Source organism: Clostridium sp. AM33-3, from assembly GCF_003480315.1.
GTDB lineage: Bacteria > Bacillota > Clostridia > Lachnospirales > Lachnospiraceae > Brotaphodocola.
The window spans coordinates 86,383-112,527 of record NZ_QUIV01000006.1; the positions used below are offsets into that span (position 1 = coordinate 86,383).

The following is a 26,145-nucleotide window of genomic DNA, read 5'->3' on the forward strand; positions in this document are numbered from 1 at the left end:
ATTTCTGACTTACCAGGGTCCATCGTTAAATTTAATTTTCTGATTTCATTGCAGCAAGCGCATGTAAAATCATGGATTCCGCCTGCTCATATTCCCCTTTTCTCTGCACCGTAAATCCGTGATTGCTGTGGAAAAATCTTCTTGCATAAACCGGAACTCCTTCCTTTAAAAGGCGTCCCGCAAATACCTCTGTTTCATCACAGAACACATCATTGTCACAATAGATTAAAACTGTAGGAGGCATTTTCTGAATCTGCGCATCCGTTGCAAATGCAGGGCTGCAGTATACCTCATGGGCATCTTCTGGATTCACATACATCTTATTATAAAAATCAGACTTCCATGCCGGAATGCGTGGGTTACTGTCCCCATTACGCTTTTCGATTGCAGGAGTTGCCATATCCAGACCAGGATAATCCAGAATCTGTAAAGACGGAACGAATGCTCCTTTGTCAATCGCCATCAAAACACTAGCAAGCGTCAGGTTTCCACCGGCACTGTGTCCTCCCATAGCAATCCAATTCCGGTCAATATGCAGTTCTTCTGCATGTTCCGCAAAATACTGAAGCACCTCATAACATGCATAAACCTGACCAGGATAACGCATCGCTGGAGACGGAATATAATCAATGTCTGCTATGATACATCCGCTTCTGCTTCCAAAGTTTCTGCAGAACACGATATCCTGATCTCTCCGTCCTTTGATAAACCCACCGCCGTGGACATTAATAAACAGCGCACTTTTCTTTGTTTCCGGCTGATCCTGATACATATGTACCAGAGTCTTTCCGACCGAAGTTTCAATTTCCATATTCCATTCTTTTCTTACATGAAACTGGTTCAATGCTTCCTGACCGAGCGTTTTCCCCGCACCAGAATTGATGATTTCTTCCGCCAGCTTCTGTTCTTCCGGCGATACGTTTAATTCTTTCCAAATCCGACTCATTGTTACCCTCCACCTTTCTGCAACTCCAATACCTGATTTTCTTCTGTTTTACAGGAAGAATGAGAAGAAAAATGATGCAATGATCAGCACGATTCCACCGCCTACACGGCTAGAAAGCTGTGCGTAGCTGATCAGATCCAGTCTGTGTGCTGCACCGAGTACTGCGATATCGCCTGATCCACCGCGGTTTGCCATGCAAAGACCGGCTGTAACTGCTGCATCAATCGGATAAAATCCAACCAGTTTGCCAACCAGGGCACTGCCAAGGATGGCTCCTAATACGATTACAAATGCAATCAGCAGATTGGCCGGACTGCAGGCAGATGCCAGCTCTGCCAGGTCAAAATCCACACCCATGCTAACCATGCACATCAGACCAACAACCGATACCATAAAGCCCTGCATATTTTTGGCAGCTACACGAATATTCGCCGGTACAATGCCAAGTGCTGCTAAAATTACTACAAAAATAATGCTGTACGCAAATGTATGGATCTGTGCACCAAGAACGGTCGGAAGAAGCACCTTACTGAATAAACGGCCAACCGCATAAATCGTACCACATAAAAGCAATGCCCCTGTATAATCGTTCAGTGTAACCTTAATTTTTACATCTTCCTTAATCAGTTTACTGTCTACCGGCATAATGTTCGTTCCATCTCCGGTTAAGGACGGTTTCATCTGTCCCAGACGGTTTAACAATGCTCCCGCGATAATACAGAATAAGTTTGCAATTGTTAAAATAATGATAGCAAAAGAATAATAGTTTGCCGCTGGCTCACCACTGATCTGCTCATAAATCTGGGAGAGCGGAACCGCACCCGCGCCATTGCCTCCGCCCATGATTGGGAGAACATACTTAATCACCATATCGATTGGTTTTACGCCAAACACAAGACCAATCGCACTGCCCAGCACTGCTGCACCAGCCAGACCACCTAAAATTGTTGGAATGTATCCACCGAAGCTGCGGAGCAGGACCTTTCTGTCAAGAGAAAGGATTGAACCCATGATCAGGGAAATAATAAACACGCTTAAAATATTTACATCCCCTTGAACCATATTACCGATCAGTTCTACATAACCATCCGGAATCAGATTCAGCTGTTTCAATACAGCCGTGCCAAAGAATACCATCAGCAGTCCACCGCCGATATACGTATTCCAGATTGGAAGAATCTTACCAAATTTATTCAGGATAATGGCCAGAGCCGTTGTTACGGCAATAAAGGCCATCGCATCATACCCAAGTGTATCCGTAAATGCTACCGCAAGAACAACTGCTGTACAGATCAGATACAGCCACCACGGAAGACCGCCCAATTCTTTTAATTCCTCTGCCAAGCTTTTTTTCTTTTCCTCGCCCATGTTTCTTCTCCTTTGATTTTTATTCTGTCCGTTTCCAATGCACGTGCATCGACCCGGTCATTTTCTGTTAACGACAGAAGTTTTATTCTCTTCCCAACTGCTTCTTCAGATATCGCAGCTGTCCGCCGCAGGAAATCACCTCCAGCTCACTGTCAGAAAGTTCCAGACGCGCCTTGAATGTCACACCCTTTGTATTGTCGCGCACTTCCACCTCTTTCGTCTGCATCTGCTCTAACAGTCCGTTGATTTCCAGTTCGTCCCCCTGCTCGATCTTGTCGTAATCTGCCGGATCCTCAAAGATCATCGGGATAATGCCGTGATTGATCAGATTGCCCTTGTGGATACGCGCAATGCTCTTTGCGATCACGGCGCGCACGCCCAGGTACATCGGGTTGATGGCTGCGTGTTCGCGGGAAGATCCCTGACCATAGTTCTCGCCGCCGATGATGATGCTCTGTCCCATCTCTTTTGCCCTTGCCGCAAACTCCGGATCGTAGCGGTGATAACAGTACTGGCTCATAAGCGGAATATTAGAGCGCATGCTGGAGAACTCGGCGCTGGCCGGGATAATATCATCGGTTGTGATGTTGTCCACCGTCTTTAAGCTGACCGGAACGCACAGATGCTCGGCCGGCTGCTCCGGAACCGGAAGGAATTTGATGTTCGGTCCTTTTACCACTTCAACTTTCTTTGCCTCTTCCTCCGGAAGCGGTTTGATGATCATGGAATCATCGACCGGATAGACTTCCGGCTCATGAATCTCTGCCAGTTTTGCGACATCTTCGCCCAGAATATCTTCTGCGGTTGCAAAGGTTCCAAGAATGGCAGTTGCTGCCGCACTCTCCGGACTTACCAGATAAATCTCCGCAGTCGGGTTACCGGCGCGTCCCTTGAAGTTCCGGTTGGAGGTTCGCACAGCCACGCCCTTGGTAGCCGGTGACTGGCCGATTGCACAGCACGGGCCGCAGGCGGTCTCCAGAATCCGCACACCGGCATCGATCAGCATCTCCAGATATCCGTCACGCAGCAGCTGCTTATAAACCTGTTTGGAAGAAACCGCGCAGGTGCAGCTCACATCCTCATTGACATGTCTGCCCTGTAATACCAGCGCAACTTTCGCGATATCGGAATAACTTGCATTCGTACAGCTTCCGATGAATACCTGCTGTACTTTTTTCTTCTCCGCATCCTTTAACGGCATCACATTATCTGGCTGATGCGGGCAAGCGATCAGCGGTTCCAGCTCATCCAGGTTGAGCTCCATCTCGCCATCGTATTCGGCATCTGCATCCGGAATCATCTCCACATACTGGTCTTCCCGGCCCTGTGCCCTCATAAATTTGCGCACCTGCTCATCTGCCGGGAAAATGGAAGTGGTCGCGCCCATCTCCGCGCCCATGTTCGTGATGGTCGCACGCTCTGCAACCTCCAAACCTGCAGCACCCTCTCCTACATACTCAAATACTTTTCCAAGGCCGCCCTTGATGCCAACCCGGCGAAGCATCTCCAAGATAATCTCCTTGGCGTTGCAGCCCGGTTTTAAGTGGCCTTTTAAATTAACCTTGATGATCTGCGGCATTTTCAGACGCATCGGAACACCGGTCATTGCCGTTGCCACGTCCATACCACCCACGCCGATGCACAGCATGCCGATGGAACCACCGTGCGGTGTGTGGCTGTCACCACCCATGCTCAGCTTGCCCGGAACACCAAATCTCGCTACATGTACCGCATGGCAGATTCCGTTGCCCGGTCTGGAAACATGCACACCATAACGCTTTGCCACAGACTGCAGATAAATGTGGTCATCCGGCGTCTTGTTATCCAGATATAACAGGTTGTGGTCCAGATAGCTCACGCTGGTCTCCACCTGCGTCCGGTCCAGACCAATGGCCTCAAACGCCAGATACGTCATCACCGCATTGATGTCATGTGTCAAAGTCTGATCCACCTTTACATAGATCTCATCGCCCGGATTCATGGCAGACGGCTTTGCCAGATGACTCTCCAGGATTTTTCTTGTCAGATTCTTTCCCATGAAAAAAGTACCCTCCTTAAATGACTCTGGTTACTGTTCATACAACCGCAAACAGTAACTGATTCTCAACTTCTGAGTTCATTATAAGTGGGTACTGATTATAAGTAAAATTTCATTTTGCAAATGAAGTCCATAACTTTTTCTTATGAGCCTGCATGGTTTCTTTCGCAATATCCAAAAGTGCCTGTTCCACTTCTCCGATATAGCAGCCTTCCCGGTACAATGCCATGACCGGCCACTGAACCGGCGTAACGGAAAGATGATAAACATCCGCCTCCATGCCACCTTCCATCAGTTCCAGCGTAATCTCCGGAATGATTGCCACGCCAAGCCCCTGGGCTGCCAGACGGTAGGACAACATATTGCTGTGCGATTCAAAGAAAATGTTTGGCTTCACTTCCGCATTGGCATACAAAACATCTACGCTCGAACGCAGTGCATGTCCTTTTTTCAAGGTAATAAGCGGCAGTTTTGCTGCTTCTTTCCAGTTAATGATCTTTTTTCCCCGGTCCAGAAAACAGGATTCGTTCAAATATTCTTTTGCGGCAACCAGCACCAGCTCTTCCTGCGAAACTTCTACCTGAACAATATCTTTTAACGGGGTCCAATACGGCAAAAACACAAAATCCACATTGCCCGCTTTCAAGTCCGCAATCAGCTGGTTTCCAGGACCCGTAGAAACTTCTACATCAATGCCTGGATAGCGGTCCTTTAACGGTTTTAAAAGAAGCGGCAGCATGTACACGATCCGCTCACTCGGAAACCCGATCCGCAGACGCCCTGTCATATGATGGGTGATGTCCCTAAGTTCCCGGTTCATCTCTTCCATCTGCCCCAGGATTGCTTTGGCACGTTTTACATACTGTTCTCCCGCGTAAGTCAGTTTCAGCGGATTTGCAGACCGGTCAAACAGCTTCACGCCAAGGTCTTCCTCTACTTTACTGACATAATTGCTGAGCGCCGGCTGACTGATGAAAAGCTCCGCAGCGGCTTTTGTAAAACTTCCAGACTCCGCCACCTGGCGGACATAGGTAAATTGTTTTAATTCCATCGTTTCCTCCAACTACAAAACGGAGCTGCCTGTCCAGACAGCCCCATTTTGTTCTTACACTTACATAAGGAGTTTTATAGTAGCAGATAAGCCGTAAAACGGTGGGAATCTTATCTGTTTCTATCGTTTCATTCTTTCAGTCTATTGTTTCTTCCGCCATCTGTATCAGATGAGGAATCCTTGCTGATTATTTGTTTCTGTTAAAGTTGATGAGACAGCCTGCCCTTACGATCTTGCGCTCGTTCTCTGTCATCGGCTGGATGTAAAGATGAATTTCCTCTGCCTTGCCATCTTTGATGACATAAGCCGGAATGTCTGCCAGATCACCTTCTAATGCAGTGCGCACATTCGGAACATAGATGTAATCGTCTACCTCGAACATGGTCGGCTCACCCTTTAAGTGGAACGGAAGCATACCCCAGTTCATGCAGTTGGAACGATAACGCTTGGTTGCGTATTCCTGGGTGATGTTTGCAAGAGCGCCCAGGACTCTCTGGCAGGATGCTGCCTGCTCACGCGCAGAACCGTCACCCGGCTTATTTGCGTAGATAGTGGAACCAATCTCAACGTCCTCAGCTTTGACAGCTTCCTGGCCCGGAATGGTGTTAACCACCTTGATCACCTCTGCGATCTCAGCGTTTACCTTGCCTGCAAGACGTTCGTTCTCCATAGCCTGAACTGCCTTCGCACGGCCAACATACTCCGGATCACGTCTGGACAGGGTAAACTCAGCCAGTCCTAACGGATTAGAGCGGAAGGAAGAAGTCTCACCGGACGGAATCAGCTCATCGGTGGTGGTTACTTCGTCCAGGATCTTGGAGGAAACCTTTAAAAGGATATTCTCAGAAAGTGCCTCCATCTCTGGCCAGTCTTTGATGTTCGGACCAAAGCGCAGCTCAGAATCTTCCTCTGCCTTGTTGTAACCGTTGTATACTCTTGCCTTGTAAGCGCGATCCTCGTAATTGTACTCCGGAATATCGCCCCAGCAGTCCATAGTCTCTGCTGAAGTCAGCTTACCGCCATTTGCTGCGGTTGCAGCGATGGAGCGTGCATCCATAAGAGCCACTGCGGACATCTGTCCGTTACCCGGCTTGGAACCTTCGCGATTCGGAAAGTTTCTGGTGGTATGACGGATGGAAAGTGCATTGTTTGCCGGAGTATCGCCAGCGCCGAAGCACGGTCCGCAGAAGGCTGAACGGATGATCGCACCTGCATCCATCAAGTCTGCTAACAGACCCTTGCGGTCCAGATCGGTGTAAACCGGCTGGGAAGACGGATATACGGACAGGTAGAACTCGCCATCTCCGATATTTTTGCCCTTTAATGCATGGGCAGCCTCTACCACGTTGGTGTAGTTGCCGCCTGCACAGCCTGCGATGATACCCTGCTGTACCTGAAGTTTACCATCTTTGGTAATTTTGTCAAGTAAAGTAAAGTGTGCTCTTCCCTCTGCAATCTGGTCAGCTGCCTTCTCGGTCTCGCGCAGAATGTCTTCAAGATTCTCATACAGGTAATCAATCTCAAAAGCATTAGACGGATGGAACGGCAGTGCAATCATCGGCTTGATGGTGCTTAAGTCGATCTCTACGCAGCCATCGTAGTAAGCAACTGCTTCCGGATTCAGCTCCTTAAACTCATCCCCGCGGTGATGTTTCTCCAGGAATGCCTTGGTATCATCATCGGTTCTCCAGATAGAGGACAGGCAGGTGGTCTCGGTGGTCATAACATCCACACCGTTACGGTAGTCAGTTGTCATAGAAGAAACGCCAGGTCCTACGAACTCCATTACTTTGTTCTTTACATAGCCATTTTTGTAAACAGCGCCGCAGATGGCGAGTGCGATATCGTGCGGTCCTACGAACGGCTGTGGTTTCCCGGTTAAGTAGATTGCGATCACGCCCGGATAAGCAACATCGTAAGTCTGCTTCAACAGCTGCTTGGACAGCTCACCGCCGCCCTCACCGATGGCCATGGTACCCAGTGCACCGTAACGGGTATGGGAGTCAGAGCCCAGGATCATCTTGCCGCCGCCTGCAAAGCACTCGCGCATGTACTGATGACATACTGCTACGTGCGGCGGAACGAAAAGGCCGCCATACTTCTTTGCCGCAGAAAGGCCAAAATAGTGATCGTCGTCATTGATGGTTCCGCCAACTGCACATAAAGAGTTATGGCAGCAGGTTAAAACGTAAGGAAGCGGGAACTTTTCCATTCCTGATGCCCGGGCGGTCTGGATAATACCAACAAAGGTAATATCGTGAGAAACCATTGCATCAAATTTAATCTGAAGCTTATCCATGGTATCGGACTGATTGTGCGCTTTCATGATGCCATAAGCAATGGTACCTTTCTTAGCCTCCTCTTTTGCAACCGCTTTTCCGGTCATCTGCTCAACCTTTGCAGCCTCTGCCTCCGGAACCAGGGTCTCACCGTTTACGAGATAAACTCCGCCATCGTGTAACTTAACCATACGAACTCTCCTCCTGTGACTGTGTGGTTTATTGTGTCAAAGCCTTTTGATTCCGAATCCATTCTGATTCGTTTCCGGCTTTATTTCCTTTGATGGCTTAATTATGCATCTTTTTTCAGTATTTGTAAAATACTATATATAATATAAAAGTCATAGGTATTTCCTATAGTCTTGATTGGCCTGATTGCAGGTTTTCTGTTATCTGAATGCCTGGCCTGTACTTCTGGTCTGTCAATCCAGTTTCGATCTGCCTAATGATTCTCCAGCCAGCGCTTTAGGTCACGCATCTTCATAAGCGCATCCCGCCTTCCGATGTCATACACCTGCTGCAGTTTCTCCGGGCTACGCTCCAGCCGCCCGATCTTAAGCGGCTCATCCGGACGCAGCACAAAAATCTCACCCATTTTCTCCAGCTCTTCAATCTGCCGCAAACTCTCATTATAGCGCTCATGCCTGTGAGACAGCGCCTCCACAAAGGCCGGATACTTCCGATAGCGGATTTTCGCCATAGCCAGCTGCTCCGGTTCCTTCTGGTATCCCTTCGGCCGGGTCAGGATCACCACATTCTTTGTGAATCCCATCTCCCTGAACTTCATGAGAGGAATGCTGTCCGTGCAGCCGCCATCCAACAGCTTCATCCCTTCTGTCTTCACCAGTCTGGAAACGTATGGAAGGGAGGCCGATGCCCGGATCACATCAATCTGATTTTTCATATCTGTAATGCGGATATACTCCGGCTTTCCAGTCTCCACATTGCTGCAGACTGCATAAAACTCCGTTTTAGAACGGTTGAAGGCATCGTAATCGTAAAGATCAAGCTTCTCCGGCAGATCATGATAGCAGAACTGCACCTCCGCAATATCTCCGGTCCGGACCAGATTCCGCATACTGATAAACCGGTTATCTCGGATATATTTCTTATAATAACGAATGTTCCGGCCTCTTTGCCCAGACACAAAACTGGAACCATGGATAGCTCCGGCCGAAACTCCGATCACTCCATCAAAGGAAAGTCCCTGATCCAGAAAGACATCCAGAATACCGTCGGTATACATCCCACGCATTCCGCCGCCTTCTAATATCAGGCCGGTTTTTACGGTGTTTTCAGTATTGTCTGCACCATTGATGCTGCTTGTGCCGTTGATGCTGCCTGTGTCATTCATGCTGCCTGTGCCGTTGATGCTGCCTGTGTCATTGATGTTGCTCATAGATTCTCACTCCATTCTTTTGCCGCGGCTATGCGGGCCTCGTACTGGCTGTAGAAGTCCCGGCTGGTGTCATAGGGAAGCAGATAAAACCGCTGTAAAATATACATGCTGACGGATTTTGCGAGATCAGGAGCTGGCGTCTCGTTTGCACCATCCGCGCTTGCTTTTGCCGCAGTTTCTCCATCCAGCTCTGCTCCGATACGAATCCGCAGCTGTTTCAGGAATGCATGCCAGTCCGCAATATAGGCATCATACCGCTCCATATCCGGTGTGTCCATCCACTTGCGGATCTTCACCTTGCTGCGATTTGGTTTTTCGCATTCATGAATCTGCAGAATGTACCGGAATCCATCTTCCTCATAATACCGCCCCAAAGGAAACAGCCTGCAGATCCCTGGACGATACGGATGAATACTGCATCGCCCTGCGTCATTCAAAAAGGTACACTGTTCCGAATCACCCGCCAGTTTCAGATTTGGCAGGATGATCCCGTCCACCACATTCAGTTCCAGATGCCCCGCTAAAAGCTGCTGCAGCGAAACACCTAAACCACCCGTCAGCCGCCAGACATCGTAGGGATCCAGCACAATCGTGTTTCCCATTCCTCGGCAACAGGACGAACAGCCCGCACAGTCATTGCAGCCCAGCTTCGCCATATCATTCAACCCATATAATCTGCCGTCTGAAATCTCCTCCAGACTTACATTTCTAAGCACTCCAAGTTTCCTCCCGATTTTGTTTTTCTGCTGCCAATGCTTTCCATTGACTCATTTCATAATTTCCGGTCTGCCGCGCCACAGTTTCACAAAGCAGATTCCGCTCCTGCTATATCCTGTGCCGCTAATTGTTCTCATCCAGTAATTCCCAATAACGCTCAACCAGAATTCCTTTGTATTCATCCAAATGGCTCTGATTATCCCGTATCAGCACAGTCAGGACACGCACCGCTTCCCGCACCGCTTCCTCCAGACTCTCACCGTCTAATAGTTTTCCAGTCATGACTGTAGAAAAAATATCCCCGCTTCCGGCAACCCGGACAGGAAGAAAGGTAAACGGCACACGGAAATACTGTCCGCTTTTGTGGTCATACCCGCAAACCAGATGTTCATCCATTTCAGAATCATGCGCGCTGGTAATGACCACCGATTTCCCGGATAACTTGTGCAGCCCGTCAACCAGTTCCCGCAGTTCTGCCGCTGAGGCCCGTTCCCTGCCCGGGCAGATTCCCGTCAGAAAGCCAGCCTCGGTCATATTCGGAACCATCACATCCGAGTAGCTGACCAGCTTTCTCATGGCCGCAACCCGCTCCATGCCGATTCCGTTATAAAGCTTTCCGCCATCTGCCATGATCGGATCTACCATGACCAGACAGCCATTGTCCACGCTCTGTGTCTCACTCCTCCTCGGCTTCCTGCTGCGAATATAATCTCCGATCAGTTCCACCTGCTCCTCCGAAAGTACAAATCCAGTACAGATGCAGTCCGGCTCAAAGCCAAGCTCATCCCACACTTTTATGGTATCCCGCATGTAGTCCGTCATGTCCTGAATCCGGAACTTTCCGAAATCCAGCGTATTGGAAACCACCGCAGTGGGAACCTGATAAGGAAAATGTCCCATACGCGAAAACAGCGGCACCATGGCGGCCAGAGCTACCTTACCATAACCTGGAAGGTCGTTAAAAAGAACAATCCGTTTTCCCATTTAAATATTTTCCTCTCTGCGGATCTTTTCAAGAAGCCCGCTGCATCCAGCCATAACATCAGCAAACGTTGCATCAAAATCCCCCGTATACCAAGGATCTGCCACATCACGCCCACTGCCTGCAAATGTCAACAGTTTAAAAATCTTCTGTTCTTTATCCGCCCCGCCTGCAATCCTGGTCATGTTCCGGATATTTGCCGTATCCATACCGATGAGATAATCATAATACCGGTAATCCTCCGCCATCATCTGGCGCGCATGATGCGGGATCAGCGGAATATGCTCCCGACGCAGCTTATCCACAGTGCCGTAATGCGGCGGATTACCGATTTCCTCACGGCTGGTTGCCGCGGAATTGATTTCAAATTGGGATGCCAGGCCAGCCTGAGTGGCCAGGTAGGTGAACACACTCTCGGCCATTGTGGAACGGCAGATATTGCCATGACAGACAAACAAAACTCTAATCATATACTCTAAACTCCTTGAAAATGTTTGATTTTCCTTGTATTTATGCGATTCTTCATGGATATGACCGCTTGCACTGACATAACTGAATCTGTCTTATCTCGGTATATTTCGGCATATCTCAGTGTAATTTTTCCTTCAATCGGTGTAAATTCAGGTGTAAAACAGGTTCATTTTTTCAATTTACACCTTTGCCATAAATCCTTTATTTAAGCCTCTTTCTGCTCCTTTTTTGCATTTATAGACACAATTTTATTGACTTCTTTCTGAGCATCTTCCAATTTCAAATGGGTGTAAGTATTAAGAGTTACACCAATATCGGAATGTCCCATAAGATATTGCAGTGTTTTAGGATTCATGCCAGATTTAGCCATGTTGGAACAATAAGTATGTCTGCAAACGTGCAGAGTGATTTTGGGAATCTGCACCTTATAGGTTCTGTTGTACTTATCAACTGCGTGCTGAAAATACTTTTCCCAGTGCATCGCTACCATAGGTTTTCTGTCTTTATCAAAAAACAGGAATCCAGAATAGCCATCAATAACAGGTTCAATTTTCGGTGGATTTCTTTTTTCCAAAATCCGCTTAAAGCAATCATATACATCATCTGATAACGGAAGCACTCTTGTTCCTGCATTTGTTTTGGTTTCCTCAATATAAACCTTAGTTCCTGTTTTCTGGAGCTGATGATTAATGCTGACTGTGTGATTTTTCAGATCAATATCTCTAACCGTAAGTCCCGTAAATTCTGAAATTCTCATTCCTGTCTTAAACAGAATATACATCCCATCATAATATCTATTATAGTGTGGATCTAATTTAATGAAATTCAGGAACGTTCTTTCTTCCTTCCTTGAGATGGCTTCACGAGTTACGGCATCATTCACCACGACTGTTGCAAGCTGAAATTCAAACGGATTCTTTCTGAGAATGTCATCATCCACAGCCATTTGGAATGCAGGTCTTAAAACACCACGAATAGAATGAATTGCTGAATAGCTTTTCTTAATCAATCTGCTGTAATTTGATCAGCCATTCTTTTGCATCAGATAATCTTACCTTATCAATACGCTTATTGCCGAAAGGCTCTCTTTTAAGTAAATTGATAACTGTAGTATATCCGTTCTTGGTTGTCAAACGAACTCCTGTTTTCTGATTCGTGTATTTGATAACTAATTGAAGTACCGTTAAACCTCCGCCCTCTGGGATAATCATATCTTCCAAATCTCTTTTGATCTGCTTTATCTTTTCCCGTAAAGGCTCAAAATCCCTCTTTCCTGCCGGAAGTGCATCTGTGGCAACCAACCGCCAACTATATTCGTATTTTTCTTTCCCATTTGCATCAACATACTTGTATCTATATCTGCCATCTTGTAATTGGCTCTCTCCATCTCGAAGAATACGATTTTTGCTATCTCTTCGTTTTTCGCTCATGTAACTCTCCTTCCTACGGAGAGCCTTAATTTATGGCACACTAACACGCTTTAGTTTACCACAAGTAAGGCTCAAAATCTATATAACATTCATGTTCTCATCAATGTACTGTTCAAACAAAACACGCTTAATTTGTATCCGATTACCATTCATCAGCACAAATTTTTCGTCTACGTGCGTTTCCGCAAAATCTTTCAATTTCTTATATCCAATACCGAAATATTTAGACGCTTCGGTCAAAGTTAAAGTATATTTACCCCACCATGGGAGTTCCTGTTTATTTGTTTCTGTCAAATTGCTTCCTCCCCATAAATCAAATAAGAGCCACCACGCCGAAGCGTGGCAGCTCAATCAGTTAATTGTTGCTATTCAGTTCTTTATAGTGTACAAAGCTCCATGTAATACATACGCTATCATATGCAACATTTTCAAATTCAAATCCAGTATATAATTGTTCATAATATCCTATTGCGTTTGGTTTACGGCCATATACTTCTTCATAAATTATCCCCGTTTCCACAATATCATAAATTTTTTGTTTTTTTAGTGCCGCATTATACAAATCCATATTCATACGGCATGTTTTCATTGTAAGTTCTCCATCTTTTGTATAATGCACTTCACCCTGAAAAATTATACTCTTTGAATGATCTTCGGATAAAAAGATTTCAAACTTTTTACCTGACATATCGTTCAAATAAAAGTTATTTATATCCTTCCCCGCTTCTACGAGGGTAATTTTCATTTCACCTAAACCAACTAAATTATTCATAGACCTTTTACTCCTTATGCTGTTTATGCTCCATTAGCATCATGTTGTTTAACCTCCTTGTTTATCGTTCTATATTTAATATGCCGAAACTATGTTCGATTTCTCCACGGTTTATGAAATATTTTTATTTCTGGCAACTTCTAAAATAAAAATGATACTTTTTGATACTCTTGGGTGGCAACTGGCAGCAGGACATACAAGAAATTATCTGAAAACATCTTACTGCAGAACGGCTATTGTGCTAAAAAGGCAAACAAAAAGCACCAACAGATTTTACTCTGCTGATGCTCTTTCTTCCTTATATAGTATTCTATTTTAATCTGCGCTCAAACGCCATTGCTGCATCTACCGTCTTTCCGGCTTTTGCATCATCACAACCACTTCGCAATTTAGAATGAATTTCCTCTGTAGTCATTAGATCGGCATTAATAGCATCCGGCACATTCTTCTGAAATTCTTCCAGGTTGTCCATCAAATCACCTCTATTGTCCTATTCTAACGGCACATCTTTTTCTTTCAGATACTTTGTGATTTCCTCAATAGTGGCCTGAGCGGTATTATACTGTTCTTCTGCTTGTGTTTTAGATGCGATATAGAAATCATCATAGTCACTCTTCTCACGCAACTGTTTCAGCATTCCCAATCGTCTACCCAGTTCACGAGGAAAGATTTCTTGTGCTACATACTCCTTGTTGAAATATCCCATAACATCCTTATGCCGTTTGAAATCTACGGTTCCCAGTGCCAGAACCGCCTTAATTGCATAAAACGCTGCATAATAGGAACGATTGATAGAATCCTTAAACAATCCCTCTGTAAAGCAATGCTGCGCAACTCTTAGGCTGTCTTTGGCTTCCTGTAGACGATAACGGCTCAAATCAATCTGTCTGTTATCCATTAACCACAATGCCCTCCCTTTTCACGTTGTCATAGAACGGCAATGCGCCAAGCCAATAATTGAACTGGCCCTCGTTTTTAATCACCACGCTGATATCTACACCGTAATCCATCTGAAAATCAAAGGCTAATCCGTAAATATCTGATTCCACCTGTTCAATTTCTGTATCCGTGAGGGTGGTCAACACCATAATATCTATGTCAGAACTGGCATTATAATCCCCTCTGGCATAGGAACCGTATAAGATAACCTGTTTTAAACTGCTGCCGAGAATCCTTTTTACTCCTCTGGCAAATTCCATAATAATATCATGTGTTGCGGTTGGCATAATTTCACCTCGATTCTGATATAGTGCGCACAGAAATACTACTTTGGTATTTTTCTGCGTGAGACAATGAAACACAACTTTTATTCTTCCGGCAGCTGATTTTCCTCAATGACAAACTTCTCACCATCTGTAATTTTTGCTGTTTTATCTATAAATGCCAATTCCATATTAAATAAGCTTGCAATACGGCTTAATTCATCTGGGGAGAATGTGTTCCTCTGCATCTTATTACTGAAATTCTGCTTACTGATTCCTAAATGCTCTGCTATTTCAAGCTGTGTCATTTTTCTATCTTTGGAAATGACCTTGATTGTATCTTTTAACGCCAGCATCGTTTCCTCACTTTCCCTATATTGTCAAGAATATATTATCGAAACTATATCACTTGACAATCATAGTATACCAACATTTCCCCGCTGATTCAATCAGCACCGATAGAAAAAATCTACCGATGCCGTCATATCACGCTTTCTGTAATTTCCGCAAGGCCATACTAGCAATCTTCCAGGAGAACCGATTCGAAAACTTTTTGCTCATCTGATACATAAAAATATCTGACACACGCTGCATGAAGCTATCTGGCAAAATATTACCCTTTAGCTGATTGCACGCTTTACAAGCAATCTGTAAATTACTCACATCATTCACGCCGCCCATACCCTTGGAATAATATGATCTATCGTTGCGTCATGATATGTAATCTTTCTACCACATAACTGACAACGGCAATTTGCTTGATGGTATAAAGCTTCTCCATATTTCTTCTTTAAACTGCTAGTCTTTGTATTCCTACTCTTATTATCCGTACTCTTACGCAACATAACTGGTTTCGGTGGACGGTAATCAAATTTCTTTTTTCCTTCACGAATAAGTTTCAACTCTTCCGGCGGCATACGTTTCCAACATACTCTCTCTGTTTCCGTGTTATATACAAAGAACCCCTCTGTTTTTCCAGGTGCTTGATTCATTATTAAAATGAATTTTATTCAGCACTGTTTCATGAAATGGTTCACAGCACCGGATCCCTGATAGCAGTCCCAGTAGACGTTTTGCTTCGCACGCTCCTGATCGATGTGATCACTGTTGGCGATATCGAAGCGGCGGTCATTGTGCTTCGGATTGTAAGTCCCATGCTTGCCGGACCTGCCATTATGCCTTGTCATCTTCATAGGCAATTTCTCCTTTCTTGAAATTCATGTGTGGCCACTGCCTCTTAAAACCCCGGAAAACGGATCTAATGTCGGCAGGTAATAATCCAGTATTAAGTGTCGGTTCCCAACATTTAACTGGGCGGGGCCTTGCCCTCGACCTGCGCCGGATGTTTCACCCCGGCACCACGATAAGAGACTGCCGCCTCTTAACTCTGCCAAAGGGAACCGCGTTCCCCTTGACCCCTTGCCCCGGCAGTTCTGAATCTCGCCGTATGCCCGGCGGCTCGTTTCAGTCCTTCCGGCTTTTTGCGGAACCGTTCACTGGACGGTCCCACAAAAAAAGCCGCTGAGTGTTTCGCTACCATCCGCAAATGAGCGGTAGGAGCGAAGCTCAACGGCTTCCTCATCTGACTCAGCCAGGGCGACGGCCTTGGCTTTCGTCATATCCGGTTTTCACCAGGATCGCCGCGCGAACAATCCTGCTCAATGGGCAAACCAAAAGCGACCAACTTTCTCGGTTGATCGCCTTTGTTTCGCTTAACGGCCTACTCTTCCAAAGTGTTTACAATCTGTTCAATAATCTCCTTTGTGATTTCTTGTGCACCTGCTTCAGATAACTGCTTTAGTGCAATCCCATATTTGAATATCATCATGTCGCCCCGAGAGAAATGAAGATTGCTACTCCGAATACGAGATAGCCCTTCTTGATAGTACTCTTGTGAACCCACTGGCAGTTTTAATTGTTCATATGTGGCACTCTTTCTACAGACGAAAACAAGATCATAGTTGATTGGCTCTTTTGCCGCCATGATAGCAACGGATACTGCCATTTCAGCCTTTATAGGAACAACCTGAGTAATCGTAAATCCAGCATCTTTTATTGCATTACAGACTGCCACCCATCCTTCTGTGCGTGAATGATGATAAGTAAAAATCAACAATCCATCGGATTTCAAAACTCTATGACTCTCTTTAAATACACTGGTCAACTTGTCTGAAAACTTATCTGGATCATTGTCCTGTACTTCTCCTTTAACTCTGGTCGTGTCCATGTTCTGTGGATCAATCTCGGGAACGAGTCTCTTCAACCAAACATAAAAGAAATCGGCTAATTCAGAATAGTTTACATTATCAAAAAACGGAGGATCGGTGACCACAAGATCCACACTCTTGTCAGGAATGGCTGTATGTGCAGAGTCTTTACAAAGAATAGCCGCCTTACCTTCCGACAATTCGTGCTCATCGGTGACCACAAGTGCTTGATCTCTACACCCATTCAAATATACCTTTTCGGACTTTTTTACCCCTGTAGCTCTTAGCTCAAATGGATTCTCCTTATAATCTATCATTCTGAGAATCCTTGTTTCAAAAAGGGTCGAAAAAGATCCGGAAGAGGCTTTACACCCCCAAGGGTTCGCCTCTAAAGGCATGAGCTCATTTTTTAAAATGTGATTATAAAACAATGGACGGACCGCCCCGGTCCCTTCTCCCTTAAATGAGCAAAACATATTGTTAAACTCGAGAGTTCCGCTCATAAGTACAGCAAATAGACGTCTCAATTTTGGATCTTCTATCTTGCTAATAGCATCGGATAGCATTCCAAAAGCTAAAAGTTGTCTTGAGTTGAACATATCCTTCCATTGTCTGTATTGATAGTTGAGGATCTGATTTGTGTTAATGCCAGCATAGATATATTCGGTAGGAATGAGTCTTTCGAATTCAGATAGAGCATCCGAAGCCTCTTCGTATAACCGCAGATCATATTCATCTATGCTAAGGTAATGCTTACGTCCGGAATGATCTAAGACCATCTTGGCATACATTTTTTCTTTCGGAAGCACGCCTTTTCGACGCATATAATCGACAATGCGCTCCCTCTTACCGCAAACAGGGCATACATAATCGATCCCTCGAATGTTTCCTCGTTGGGGATCATAGTGTTCACGACATTTCTCACAAACGGCATCCGTATCGTTATACAAGACCTTGTTGATATGTCCACAATGGGGGCAAACAGACTGAGCTTCTGGCTTTTTTGCAGCATAAGCATTCTTGGAGAAGATGCTACTCTTAATCAAAGGTATCTCATTACCACAATCATCACAAGTAACTGTCTTGACCCAAAAGTAATATAGAACGTCTACAGTTTTTCCTTCGTAGGTCGCTTTGTAGAATCTTTTGATTTTATCGGAACAGCAACTTTCTAATTGTCTAAAAGTTTCTTCGACATCCGCGCGATTATAAGTGTCTGAAGCAGCTCGCACAAGGGTAGCCGCAACAGGGTTTATGTCAGAACCAATTGCAGTGGCCCCCAGTTTGATTGCTTCATGAATAGTAGTTCCGCTACCCATGAACGGATCAAATACAACTTTCCCTTTGTACGAAGTGTTCCCATAAAACCTTTCAAAGAAGTTAGATGTTGGATTCTCAACTCCGCCGATAATCAATCCTCTAAAAACACTACCGAGTCTTCGAGCCCACCACTTATGAATATAGGAAGCCGGTCTATTTACTTCTTTTCGCCAAGATTCCTGTTCGGCAATTATGCTTAACTCGTCAAATGGAAAATCTGCCTCGATCAGTCGTTGGTCTTTTTTTGGCATAACGCATTTAACTCCTTGTAATACTTAAGCAGTCTGAACTTTCCTCTACCTTGAGTTTCGCTGACCCTGTTTCTGGGTGTCGGGAAAGGTTCCTGCACATCAATAACAACATGGCCATCAGGCAAATCACGGTCATCCAAGTATGTGAAAAACACATGATCTGCACCTTGGATATCTTTACGGATAAAGCGCCAAGAAAGCCTTATTCCTCCAAATTTCTCTCCGAGGTCAACACCACTTATCAAGCTAATCTTGTGGTCCAATAAATCTGATCCCAGGGGATTGGAGAAGATAAGCATCGGTCTGTTTCTATTTGCCCCATCTCCATACGTCCCTATATTGATGCCTTTTTCTCTTGAACCTGTGATCTGCATATAGAGATCAAAGTCATCATTTAAGATACTTCCGTCGCACAAGGTCATGGCGCTCACAAAATACTGACCGCTATTATCCTGCTCTAAACATGCAAACAGGTAATAACCTTTTACTTCCATTGGCTTATCTTCAGATGAATAGATTCGAATCTTTCCACAAGGAGGGGTCGAATTATAGTCCATCCCTGTCGGCCTTGCAACAGCCCCATTCGTCCCTCTTTCTAGTTTTTTCACTTCGATGCCAATAATAGCATCTGGATTATTGAACGCATTTTCAAAATAAATATCACCTGCATCAGTGTATACAGCCATATCTGGACTGATTAACGGTCCCGAAGATCGCTGACAACGTACGCCCAGATCCTTAAGCTTTTCATCCAAAGAAGCGGCGATGTATTCGTCAAAAGGATCATCCTGAGTATTCCGTTTTTCACGCAGATCAAATTTTCTTGGACTTCCCGCCTTATCAAAGAACATATCCCTTAATACGATAAAGACTTGTGCCGCAAGGTTTTTCATAACAAAACTCCTTCGCTTTATTTTTTATCCAACTCTTTGAGTTTTCTTTGCTTTTCAGCATAATCGTCAAGATAGGCGGTCAAAGCTCTTTCAACTGCGACCGTCTTAGTCTGACCCGCATCTTTACATAAAGATTCCAACTTTTCGTAGATGGGAGTCTCTATGCAAACATTCAAATATGTTCCGTTTTTCTTTTGTCTGGCCATGTTCAGCCCTCCTATGCTGAATAAATCAACTCACAGCCATAGGATACCACAATCAGCTACTGTTTTCAATTATTCCCAACCGAATCATCTGTGTGAAAGCCATTCTTTTTTGCATAATTGCTGGCCGCTATTCTTCTGGCCTTGCTATACGGCGCAGTAAGCCTGATGGACAATCTCGCCTTGTCTACCACATAGCTCTGACATCCAATCTTTTTGTCTTCAGACTCCAATCGGCAGACCGCTGGGTACTTCTTTGCGAAGTCAGCCAGTCGGCGCTTAAGTCCGGCATTGAAGGTATAGACGTTGTAGGTGGCATCACCTTCACTGGTCAGGATGATCGTTTCTTTTTCATACTTCGTAAGCCTCATGCTTTCATTCTCCTTCCATTTCCCCAAAAAGTAAGCCGCCCCTGTGTTCATAAGGACGGCTTTGGCATAAAGTATCAGCGATACTTTTTCGTATTCAGTTTTACGGTTCAAGATCTGATAAAATCATGTAATATGGCGCTTGCCACAGTGATAGCAGACACGATCCAGTCCCCCATGACCGGAACCATGAAGATCACAAACCCGGTTGCAATCATCTTGAACGCTTCCAGGCCGGAGGCCAGTCCGAAGGCCAGACTGGCTACCCCGGTCAGAGCGAAGATAAATGCCAGGATTCCCAGAATCACCCTGGATATACTGTTCAGAAAGATCCCGGCCCACTGGATCAGCGTCAGCATGGCAACAACAGGGAAAAGCAGGATCTTAGCGATTATCTTCAGTATTATCATTCCTGACACCCACTTATATAGCCACCGGGAAAGTGGCCTTCTTGCCATCATACACCTCACCCTTCCGAACAATGGTAGGCTGTCCTTCCGGAGAATCCGCCACCACCAGATAAACACCGTTGTTCTGGTCTTCCTGCTGGATCTCTTCCTTCATAGCTTCGATCTTGGCTTTCTTCTCGGCTTTGACCCTCGCCTCATAGGCTTTCTGCCATCCGCTTTCCTTTCGCCGCAGATAGGCGGCATGGGCCTTCTCCTTCTTTTTACGCTCGATCTCTATAGCTTCAAGTTCTTCAGCCGTCGGCTCTTTCACGAAATCCGGCGGGAGATATCTGCCGATGAAATTGAAGTAGATCTCGATCTCCTGTGAGCAGTTGATAGATCCCTTCACATCGCGTTCATGGACAAGGATCTTGTCGATAAGTTCCAGAAGCATCTGGTTCGTAAGGTCCTCAAAGTTCGCGTACTTGTCGATCAGGGTGATGAACCGCTCGGCATTGTGGGCATTCTTGTTGTATTCCTGAACCGACTGCTCACAGACCCGGACTTCCTCGGCCAGTTTCTTGCGCTCGGCTTCATAGGACGCGGACAGGAACATATAGCGTTCATCCGGGAGCTTGCCAAGTATATTGTCCTCATAGATGCGGCAGATCAGCTTTTCCAGTTCATCCAAACGGCGGTTATCGGCCTCTATGGTCTGCTTCTTTTTTACGATATCGGCAGAGCTTTTCTTGTCCTGCGCCTCGATGACGGTTTTGGTAAACGCTTCACGATCGATCTTGGAATACTCGGCTATCGCCTTAAGCAGGTCCTTTATCAGGATCAGCACGTTTTCCTCTGAAACCCTGTGCTGTGTCGGGCAGAGTGTCCCGACCGGGACTTTGGAGTAGGCGGAGCAGGTGTACTGGGCCTCACGCTTACCGTTGTTGACCCTGTGGACGTACATCTTCGCACCGCAGTCAGCGCAGTACATCAGCCCTGTCAGCAAGTGGACTTCACCCCATCCGTCGGGATATCGCCTGACATTACTGCGGATCTTCTGAACCAGATCGAATGTGAGCTGATCGATGATCGGCTCTTGAGTATTCTCAAAGATCACCCAGTTGTCCTGAGAAACATAATGGCTCTTCTTATCCTTGAAATGCTTCGCGGTCTTAAAGTTGACCGTGTGTCCCAGATATTCCGGCTTTCTGAGAATACCACATATTTCGGTGGGTCTGTTGTCTTGTCTTTCTTGACGGCAAAATCAACATTATATTTACGAGCTACCCGCTCAAAGGATTTGATATTGCCGTCCGTCACTTCGATAGACGAAACTCCCACGCCTTCACCAACCAGCTTTTTCACAGAAGTTTTACCATGCGTTTTCTGTGCTTTCTGCCTGCGGTGGTTCAGATACATCCGCATTGCAACCTTCAAGACGTTGGCATCCAGTTTAGCGGTCTTAATTACAAGAGCGATTGTTTTCTGCGTTACTTCCTCTTAACTTCTGCCTGATAATAACTGTTTATCGTTGCCGGGGCATTATACAGGGCGGTCAGAAGATACGCTTTAATATTCCCAACCTTGGTCGTATTCCGGTTCAGACAGAACAGCACATATTCGATATGCGAATAATTCAGTTTCATAAACCTGCTTTTTACCAAAGCAACTGGTTTTTCTACTCCTGCAATGCGAATCATACTGTCCTCCGGCATCATCATAACTTCAACTATCAGTTCTACCAGTTCATCTACATCTTCCTTTGCATGATATTGATAATCAATGTTTTCATGGATCACTTCACGATATGCTCTCATCTCCTCCATCACATCTTTTTTCTTTTGGAAATTATCTGATGTGATTGGATAAGATTGATTTATCTCAGTTTCATTAATATCAGTCTTGTTAATATCAGTATTATTAGATTGTGATTTCGGGCATTCTGGATTTGTGATTTCCACTATTCCGGAATGATGATTTTCACTATTTTGGAATTGTGATTCTGGAAATTCTGGATTTGTGGTTTCCACCATTCTTGAATTGTGATTTTCACTATTCTGGAATTGTGATTCCCCATAATCCTGAATTGTGGTTTTCACTACTCCTGAATGATGATTTTCACAATTCAGAGAAATGCCTGTTTTCCCCTTGTTTTCTGCTTCTTGTTGCAAATCTACACATTCCTCATGTCTTTTCTGTTTCGATTGCAAATCTGCAATTTTTTTATGATCTTCCTGCTCAGATTGCAGATCTGCACAATTACCTGTCGGCTTTTGATCTGGAACCTCTCTGATCATAAAATTTTTCACATAAATAACATTCGGTTTTCCCAGTCCCAGACGTTTCTTCTCTATCAATCCAATCCCATTACTGCTGTCCAGCTCTTTTACCAGTTTCACTGCCTTTTGAGTTCCGCAGTTCATCAAGCTGAATATCTTTTTTCGGTCTACGCATGTTTCAACACCTCCTGAACCAGTTCCAGATAGCTGTCTGCCCCCTTGCTTTTTCCATCATAGGCAAAGATACTTACACCCTCCGATGCTGTTTCTGCAAGGCTTTCTGTTCTCGGAATCGTCTGCTCAAAAATCTTAATGTCACTTCCGTATGTAGTTTTGATTGCCTGTTTGTTTCTCTTGGCATTATTGTAACGGCAATTATCCATTGTGAATAAAATGCCTTCTATCTGTAAATCTGGATTAAATCTCTGATGGATTCCTTTTACCACTTTCAGTAATTCCATAAGTCCATCCGCCGCATAATATTGTGGCTGTACCGGTATCAGAACACTGTCCGCTGCACTTAATGCATTGATTGTCAGCATCCCCAATGATGGCATACAGTCAATCAGAATATAATCATATTCATCCTTCAGCAGTTCCAGATACTCTTTCAGTACTTTTTCCCTATCCTCAACAGTAAATAAGGACATATCCATTCCGGCAAGCAATTTATTGGACGGAATCAGATCCATCCCTTCTTCATGGTGCAAGACTGCTTCCTTTGGATCAAACTCCAGTCCCATGATGATATTTTCCATCATACTCTTTAAAGTCACTTTGAGATTTTTGGGAAATCCCAGTCCCATTGTCAGATGTCCCTGCGGATCTGCATCTACCAGCACTACTTTTTTCCCATTCTTTGTCAGTCCGGCTCCCAGATTGATGGTTGTCGTTGTTTTGGCTACTCCGCCCTTCTGATTTGCAATAGCAATTACTTTACACATATACTTTCCTCCGATTTACTGTTTTTCTTCTACTTCTACATAAACACGAAAATATTTACTTGTTCCTTTATTTGCATAAGCATCAGATACTTCCAGGACATCCAATTCTTTATGCTTTTCCAAAATACGACGAAACCATTGAATATCCTTTAAAGTACCCTGTAATCTAATTTTCAGCATACATATCCTCCCAGTCTTTGTAAAAACAATACTCTGGATAACGGATTTTAATGGCTTCCCAAAAATACCGGGCATATCCGCAGCAAAACAGATCTTCTACGGTATAATACTGACACTCTTTTAACTGATCTTCCTCTGCCTCATAATCTCCGACACTTGGTGTTCCATTACAGTAAAGGTTAAATGCCATACGGACAATCCGTAAACTTCCACTAGTCTGCCATCCTTCCAGCAGGCATTCCGTTTTTACACATCCAGTTTTAAAATTATAGATTTTATTCACATTATTTCTTGTGTCTCTGTCGATACCCAGGCAATAAACCAAAGCCCGATGGTAGACATCCTGATATCTGCATTTTTTCAGATATTCCTCATAAAATTTTTCGTGTTCCCTGCTCTTGAAAGTAATTGTGCGAGAATTGCTATTCTCTGCTCTTAACGCTGTGTTTGTCATTTTCATTTTCCTCCTGAATTTTTAATATTTTGGTATAAAAAGACACTCCATTTCTGGAATGCCCCATAAAAAATAGGGACACCCGCTTTTAACAAGTATCCCTATAATCTATCAAATATCTGATAGTCCACTATTCACTTTCATATTCAGGATTTTTTGTGTTCCCCGTACCGAGGTCTAAGGCAACCACAACGGTGACTCTCTGCACAAGCAACTTTTCCTTGTGATTTTCACCGATTTTGTTGAAACTGAAAAACTCTACAAAGTGCGTAAATTCAAGGATTTCTAGATATCTTTCCTTTGTAGTCCCACCACAGTTTCAACGGTATTCCCTTTGTCCCACAAAAGTTCCGTAACTTCCCCGCCATCCTTGAACACCGGAAAATTCAGGCCAATCCGCTTTAGCGGATATTCAGACTCGTCATTCCTGTAAATTTCAATTTCCTTAATCAAGGCTGTGACCACATTTCTCTTTTCTTCGTCATTTATTATATTATAAACGCAATCGAAATTCACCATGATTTTGTAAATATTCTCAAGAGTAATTGCCTGCTGCTTAATTGCATCTCGCCGAAGTCTGGCATCTTCGATTTTTTCCTCCAGCTCAACAATGACATCATATAGGGAATCTAACCGCAAGGTCATATCATGGAGCTTTCGTTCCCGGTATTTTGCATCAGCAGGGAGACTGTCAATTTCCCGTTCCAATCTTGTTTTATTCAGATCAACTTCCTTCAGCTTTGCCTGATAGCCCTCCAGTTCTTTATCCACTGCTTTCGTGTCAATCTGAACGCCAATCCGTTTTTTAATGGCTTGGGCATATTCCTCATTCCTTACGATCTCACGAATTGCCTCAATGACCATCGGTTCAATATCAGTCTTTTTCAGCATTGCCTTATATTCACAATGCTTACCCCTGACCATCCTATTCCGACTACATACATAATAGTAAATTTCTTTGTAAGTGCCATCTTTATTTGTCCATGCGTGTTTATTCGTATACATGGGACTTCCACAAACCGGGCATTTCAGCAGACCGGATAACAAATGAACTCGATCCCGTCCAATTTTTGACGGTTGCTTTACTCCGGTTCTAAGACGCTTGGCATGAGCCTTTTCCCATACCTCCTCACTAACGATTCCTTTATGCTGTCCCTCTGTCAGAATGTAATCGTCATTTCTTTTCATCTGGTAATCGTTTTTTGTGCCTTTGACTTTTTCCTTCGTTCTCCGTCCATAAGCAATTTTACCGCAATAAACCGGGTTATCCAATATCAGTTTAATAAAATGTCCTGTCCAATCCTCTAATGTGCCATTCTGCCTCGGAATTTTCCGTATACCTTGTAAGTTCAACTGATTCGCAATACCACCCAAACCGATTTCCGATGAAGTATATAATTCAAAAATCTTCCGTATTGCCACAGCCTCTGTTTCTTCAATCATCAGCTTGTTATCTTCCAGTGTATATCCGTAGGGAGCAAAGCCACCATTCCATCCACCCTGCCGTGCCTTTTCGCGCCGCCCGTTCATCGTCTGCTCGATAATATTCTCACGCTCAATCTCAGCCACAGCAGATAGTACAGAAATCAAAAGTTTTCCGCTTGTCTGAGAGGAATCAATCCCTTCTTCTATGCAAATCAGATTTACACCATAAGATTGAACCAACTCCAAAGAGTTAAGTATATCTGCTGCATTACGACCAAACCGTGACAGCTTATACACTAAAATATAGTCAATGTCCAAGCCATCCTCAATATCTCTGAGCATTTTTTGAAAGGCAGGCCGTCCCTCAATGGATTTACCGGATTTACCGGCATCTTCATAAGTATCAACAACGATCATTTCCTCACGATCCGCAAATCGTGTCAGCATATTTTTTTGACCTTCCAGGCTGTATCCGTCCACTTGCATCTCTGTGCTGACCCTCGGATACAAAACACAGCGTTTTCCATATCGGTTCATAATTCATACCTCCAAAATTTACTTTTGGAAAATATCCTAT

The 26,145-nt window shown here is 44.6% G+C and carries 30 protein-coding genes; all 30 read right to left on the bottom strand.

Going from position 1 to position 26,145, the window contains the following annotated elements:
* Positions 1-31 precede the first annotated feature (31 nt).
* The 30 genes from DW819_RS05155 to DW819_RS05290 all read right to left on the bottom strand — a co-directional run bounded on the left by DW819_RS05155 (position 32) and on the right by DW819_RS05290 (position 26,105).
* A complete protein-coding gene (locus DW819_RS05155; protein WP_118732380.1) occupies positions 32-946 on the bottom strand; it encodes an alpha/beta hydrolase in 915 nt (304 codons plus the stop codon).
* A gap of 48 nt (positions 947-994) precedes the next feature.
* Positions 995-2,314 carry a 2-hydroxycarboxylate transporter family protein gene (locus DW819_RS05160; protein ID WP_118732381.1) on the bottom strand — a complete coding sequence of 440 codons (1,320 nt, stop codon included), beginning with the start codon at positions 2,312-2,314 and terminating at the stop codon, positions 995-997.
* A gap of 82 nt (positions 2,315-2,396) precedes the next feature.
* Positions 2,397-4,352, bottom strand: coding sequence for an aconitate hydratase (locus DW819_RS05165; protein WP_118732382.1), 1,956 nt, complete (start codon positions 4,350-4,352; stop codon positions 2,397-2,399).
* Between the two features lie 112 nt (positions 4,353-4,464).
* Positions 4,465-5,403, bottom strand: a complete 939-nt coding sequence (locus DW819_RS05170) for a LysR family transcriptional regulator (RefSeq protein ID WP_118732383.1) — start codon at positions 5,401-5,403, stop codon at positions 4,465-4,467.
* Between the two features lie 187 nt (positions 5,404-5,590).
* Positions 5,591-7,873: a hydratase gene (locus tag DW819_RS05175; RefSeq protein WP_118732384.1), complete on the bottom strand. Its 2,283-nt coding sequence runs from the start codon at positions 7,871-7,873 to the stop codon at positions 5,591-5,593.
* 251 nt (positions 7,874-8,124) lie between these two features.
* Positions 8,125-9,081 (bottom strand): patatin family protein, encoded by a 957-nt coding sequence (locus tag DW819_RS05180; protein ID WP_279220940.1) that lies wholly within the window; start codon positions 9,079-9,081, stop codon positions 8,125-8,127.
* Positions 9,078-9,797, bottom strand: coding sequence for a YkgJ family cysteine cluster protein (locus tag DW819_RS05185; protein WP_118732385.1), 720 nt, complete (start codon positions 9,795-9,797; stop codon positions 9,078-9,080). Before DW819_RS05185 ends, DW819_RS05180 begins: the two co-directional genes overlap by 4 nt.
* A gap of 124 nt (positions 9,798-9,921) precedes the next feature.
* A complete protein-coding gene (locus tag DW819_RS05190; RefSeq protein ID WP_118732386.1) occupies positions 9,922-10,782 on the bottom strand; it encodes a PfkB family carbohydrate kinase in 861 nt (286 codons plus the stop codon).
* Positions 10,783-11,250 carry a low molecular weight protein-tyrosine-phosphatase gene (locus tag DW819_RS05195; RefSeq protein WP_118732387.1) on the bottom strand — a complete coding sequence of 156 codons (468 nt, stop codon included), beginning with the start codon at positions 11,248-11,250 and terminating at the stop codon, positions 10,783-10,785.
* A gap of 206 nt (positions 11,251-11,456) precedes the next feature.
* Complete coding sequence (locus DW819_RS05200) at positions 11,457-12,260, bottom strand: site-specific integrase (RefSeq protein WP_347560165.1); 804 nt, start codon at positions 12,258-12,260, stop codon at positions 11,457-11,459.
* Complete coding sequence (locus tag DW819_RS16115) at positions 12,253-12,681, bottom strand: integrase DNA-binding domain-containing protein (RefSeq protein ID WP_347560166.1); 429 nt, start codon at positions 12,679-12,681, stop codon at positions 12,253-12,255. Before DW819_RS16115 ends, DW819_RS05200 begins: the two co-directional genes overlap by 8 nt.
* A 78-nt stretch (positions 12,682-12,759) precedes the next feature.
* A complete protein-coding gene (locus DW819_RS05205) occupies positions 12,760-12,975 on the bottom strand; it encodes an excisionase (protein ID WP_118732388.1) in 216 nt (71 codons plus the stop codon).
* Positions 12,976-13,036: 61 nt separating this feature from the next.
* The gene (locus DW819_RS05210) at positions 13,037-13,453 is read right to left on the bottom strand and encodes a hypothetical protein (protein ID WP_118732389.1); all 417 of its coding nucleotides are present in this window, start codon (positions 13,451-13,453) and stop codon (positions 13,037-13,039) included.
* Positions 13,454-13,763: 310 nt separating this feature from the next.
* Positions 13,764-13,925 carry a hypothetical protein gene (locus DW819_RS15590; protein WP_182432571.1) on the bottom strand — a complete coding sequence of 54 codons (162 nt, stop codon included), beginning with the start codon at positions 13,923-13,925 and terminating at the stop codon, positions 13,764-13,766.
* 18 nt (positions 13,926-13,943) lie between these two features.
* Positions 13,944-14,351, bottom strand: a complete 408-nt coding sequence (locus DW819_RS05215; protein WP_118732390.1) for a HEPN domain-containing protein — start codon at positions 14,349-14,351, stop codon at positions 13,944-13,946.
* A complete protein-coding gene (locus DW819_RS05220) occupies positions 14,344-14,679 on the bottom strand; it encodes a nucleotidyltransferase domain-containing protein (RefSeq protein WP_118732391.1) in 336 nt (111 codons plus the stop codon). The genes DW819_RS05215 and DW819_RS05220 overlap by 8 nt, the downstream gene beginning before the upstream one ends.
* An 80-nt stretch (positions 14,680-14,759) precedes the next feature.
* The gene (locus DW819_RS05225; RefSeq protein WP_118732392.1) at positions 14,760-15,011 is read right to left on the bottom strand and encodes a helix-turn-helix transcriptional regulator; all 252 of its coding nucleotides are present in this window, start codon (positions 15,009-15,011) and stop codon (positions 14,760-14,762) included.
* A gap of 654 nt (positions 15,012-15,665) precedes the next feature.
* Positions 15,666-15,848 carry a hypothetical protein gene (locus DW819_RS05235; protein ID WP_347560167.1) on the bottom strand — a complete coding sequence of 61 codons (183 nt, stop codon included), beginning with the start codon at positions 15,846-15,848 and terminating at the stop codon, positions 15,666-15,668.
* A 527-nt stretch (positions 15,849-16,375) separates the two neighbouring features.
* Positions 16,376-18,433, bottom strand: coding sequence for a DNA methyltransferase (locus DW819_RS05240; RefSeq protein WP_118732394.1), 2,058 nt, complete (start codon positions 18,431-18,433; stop codon positions 16,376-16,378).
* The gene (locus DW819_RS05245) at positions 18,409-19,326 is read right to left on the bottom strand and encodes a hypothetical protein (RefSeq protein ID WP_118732395.1); all 918 of its coding nucleotides are present in this window, start codon (positions 19,324-19,326) and stop codon (positions 18,409-18,411) included. Before DW819_RS05245 ends, DW819_RS05240 begins: the two co-directional genes overlap by 25 nt.
* 17 nt (positions 19,327-19,343) lie before the next feature.
* Complete coding sequence (locus DW819_RS05250; protein WP_118732396.1) at positions 19,344-19,532, bottom strand: ribbon-helix-helix protein, CopG family; 189 nt, start codon at positions 19,530-19,532, stop codon at positions 19,344-19,346.
* A gap of 65 nt (positions 19,533-19,597) precedes the next feature.
* Positions 19,598-19,900 (bottom strand): molecular chaperone, encoded by a 303-nt coding sequence (locus DW819_RS05255; protein WP_118732397.1) that lies wholly within the window; start codon positions 19,898-19,900, stop codon positions 19,598-19,600.
* A 107-nt stretch (positions 19,901-20,007) separates the two neighbouring features.
* A complete protein-coding gene (locus DW819_RS05260) occupies positions 20,008-20,307 on the bottom strand; it encodes a hypothetical protein (RefSeq protein WP_118732398.1) in 300 nt (99 codons plus the stop codon).
* A 13-nt stretch (positions 20,308-20,320) separates the two neighbouring features.
* Positions 20,321-21,511: a DUF4368 domain-containing protein gene (locus DW819_RS05265; protein ID WP_347560170.1), complete on the bottom strand. Its 1,191-nt coding sequence runs from the start codon at positions 21,509-21,511 to the stop codon at positions 20,321-20,323.
* Positions 21,400-21,723, bottom strand: coding sequence for a PcfB family protein (locus DW819_RS05270; RefSeq protein WP_347560168.1), 324 nt, complete (start codon positions 21,721-21,723; stop codon positions 21,400-21,402). Before DW819_RS05270 ends, DW819_RS05265 begins: the two co-directional genes overlap by 112 nt.
* 53 nt (positions 21,724-21,776) lie before the next feature.
* The gene (locus DW819_RS05275) at positions 21,777-22,685 is read right to left on the bottom strand and encodes a DUF6017 domain-containing protein (RefSeq protein ID WP_243025601.1); all 909 of its coding nucleotides are present in this window, start codon (positions 22,683-22,685) and stop codon (positions 21,777-21,779) included.
* Between the two features lie 47 nt (positions 22,686-22,732).
* Positions 22,733-23,509, bottom strand: a complete 777-nt coding sequence (locus DW819_RS05280; RefSeq protein WP_117440218.1) for an AAA family ATPase — start codon at positions 23,507-23,509, stop codon at positions 22,733-22,735.
* A gap of 15 nt (positions 23,510-23,524) precedes the next feature.
* Positions 23,525-23,689 (bottom strand): hypothetical protein, encoded by a 165-nt coding sequence (locus tag DW819_RS15600; protein WP_004612805.1) that lies wholly within the window; start codon positions 23,687-23,689, stop codon positions 23,525-23,527.
* Positions 23,676-24,143: a DUF6075 family protein gene (locus tag DW819_RS05285; protein WP_096241087.1), complete on the bottom strand. Its 468-nt coding sequence runs from the start codon at positions 24,141-24,143 to the stop codon at positions 23,676-23,678. The genes DW819_RS15600 and DW819_RS05285 overlap by 14 nt, the downstream gene beginning before the upstream one ends.
* A 285-nt stretch (positions 24,144-24,428) precedes the next feature.
* Positions 24,429-26,105 (bottom strand): recombinase family protein, encoded by a 1,677-nt coding sequence (locus DW819_RS05290; RefSeq protein WP_118732399.1) that lies wholly within the window; start codon positions 26,103-26,105, stop codon positions 24,429-24,431.
* Positions 26,106-26,145 lie beyond the last annotated feature (40 nt).

Excerpts from the sequence above, each read along its gene's own strand:
- DW819_RS05155 (WP_118732380.1), bottom strand. The coding sequence starts at position 946 with ATGAGTCGGATTTGGAAAGAATTAAACGTATCGCCGGAAGAACAGAAG.
- DW819_RS05160 (WP_118732381.1), bottom strand. The coding sequence starts at position 2,314 with ATGGGCGAGGAAAAGAAAAAAAGCTTGGCAGAGGAATTAAAAGAATTG.
- DW819_RS05165 (WP_118732382.1), bottom strand. The coding sequence starts at position 4,352 with ATGGGAAAGAATCTGACAAGAAAAATCCTGGAGAGTCATCTGGCAAAG.
- DW819_RS05170 (WP_118732383.1), bottom strand. The coding sequence starts at position 5,403 with ATGGAATTAAAACAATTTACCTATGTCCGCCAGGTGGCGGAGTCTGGA.
- DW819_RS05175 (WP_118732384.1), bottom strand. The coding sequence starts at position 7,873 with ATGGTTAAGTTACACGATGGCGGAGTTTATCTCGTAAACGGTGAGACC.
- DW819_RS05180 (WP_279220940.1), bottom strand. The coding sequence starts at position 9,081 with ATGAGCAACATCAATGACACAGGCAGCATCAACGGCACAGGCAGCATG.
- DW819_RS05190 (WP_118732386.1), bottom strand. The coding sequence starts at position 10,782 with ATGGGAAAACGGATTGTTCTTTTTAACGACCTTCCAGGTTATGGTAAG.
- DW819_RS05195 (WP_118732387.1), bottom strand. The coding sequence starts at position 11,250 with ATGATTAGAGTTTTGTTTGTCTGTCATGGCAATATCTGCCGTTCCACA.
- DW819_RS16115 (WP_347560166.1), bottom strand. The coding sequence starts at position 12,681 with ATGAGCGAAAAACGAAGAGATAGCAAAAATCGTATTCTTCGAGATGGA.
- DW819_RS05210 (WP_118732389.1), bottom strand. The coding sequence starts at position 13,453 with ATGAATAATTTAGTTGGTTTAGGTGAAATGAAAATTACCCTCGTAGAA.
- DW819_RS15590 (WP_182432571.1), bottom strand. The coding sequence starts at position 13,925 with ATGGACAACCTGGAAGAATTTCAGAAGAATGTGCCGGATGCTATTAAT.
- DW819_RS05215 (WP_118732390.1), bottom strand. The coding sequence starts at position 14,351 with ATGGATAACAGACAGATTGATTTGAGCCGTTATCGTCTACAGGAAGCC.
- DW819_RS05220 (WP_118732391.1), bottom strand. The coding sequence starts at position 14,679 with ATGCCAACCGCAACACATGATATTATTATGGAATTTGCCAGAGGAGTA.
- DW819_RS05225 (WP_118732392.1), bottom strand. The coding sequence starts at position 15,011 with ATGCTGGCGTTAAAAGATACAATCAAGGTCATTTCCAAAGATAGAAAA.
- DW819_RS05235 (WP_347560167.1), bottom strand. The coding sequence starts at position 15,848 with ATGAAGATGACAAGGCATAATGGCAGGTCCGGCAAGCATGGGACTTAC.
- DW819_RS05240 (WP_118732394.1), bottom strand. The coding sequence starts at position 18,433 with ATGCCAAAAAAAGACCAACGACTGATCGAGGCAGATTTTCCATTTGAC.
- DW819_RS05245 (WP_118732395.1), bottom strand. The coding sequence starts at position 19,326 with ATGAAAAACCTTGCGGCACAAGTCTTTATCGTATTAAGGGATATGTTC.
- DW819_RS05250 (WP_118732396.1), bottom strand. The coding sequence starts at position 19,532 with ATGGCCAGACAAAAGAAAAACGGAACATATTTGAATGTTTGCATAGAG.
- DW819_RS05255 (WP_118732397.1), bottom strand. The coding sequence starts at position 19,900 with ATGAGGCTTACGAAGTATGAAAAAGAAACGATCATCCTGACCAGTGAA.
- DW819_RS05260 (WP_118732398.1), bottom strand. The coding sequence starts at position 20,307 with ATGATAATACTGAAGATAATCGCTAAGATCCTGCTTTTCCCTGTTGTT.
- DW819_RS05280 (WP_117440218.1), bottom strand. The coding sequence starts at position 23,509 with ATGTGTAAAGTAATTGCTATTGCAAATCAGAAGGGCGGAGTAGCCAAA.
- DW819_RS15600 (WP_004612805.1), bottom strand. The coding sequence starts at position 23,689 with ATGCTGAAAATTAGATTACAGGGTACTTTAAAGGATATTCAATGGTTT.
- DW819_RS05285 (WP_096241087.1), bottom strand. The coding sequence starts at position 24,143 with ATGACAAACACAGCGTTAAGAGCAGAGAATAGCAATTCTCGCACAATT.
- DW819_RS05290 (WP_118732399.1), bottom strand. The coding sequence starts at position 26,105 with ATGAACCGATATGGAAAACGCTGTGTTTTGTATCCGAGGGTCAGCACA.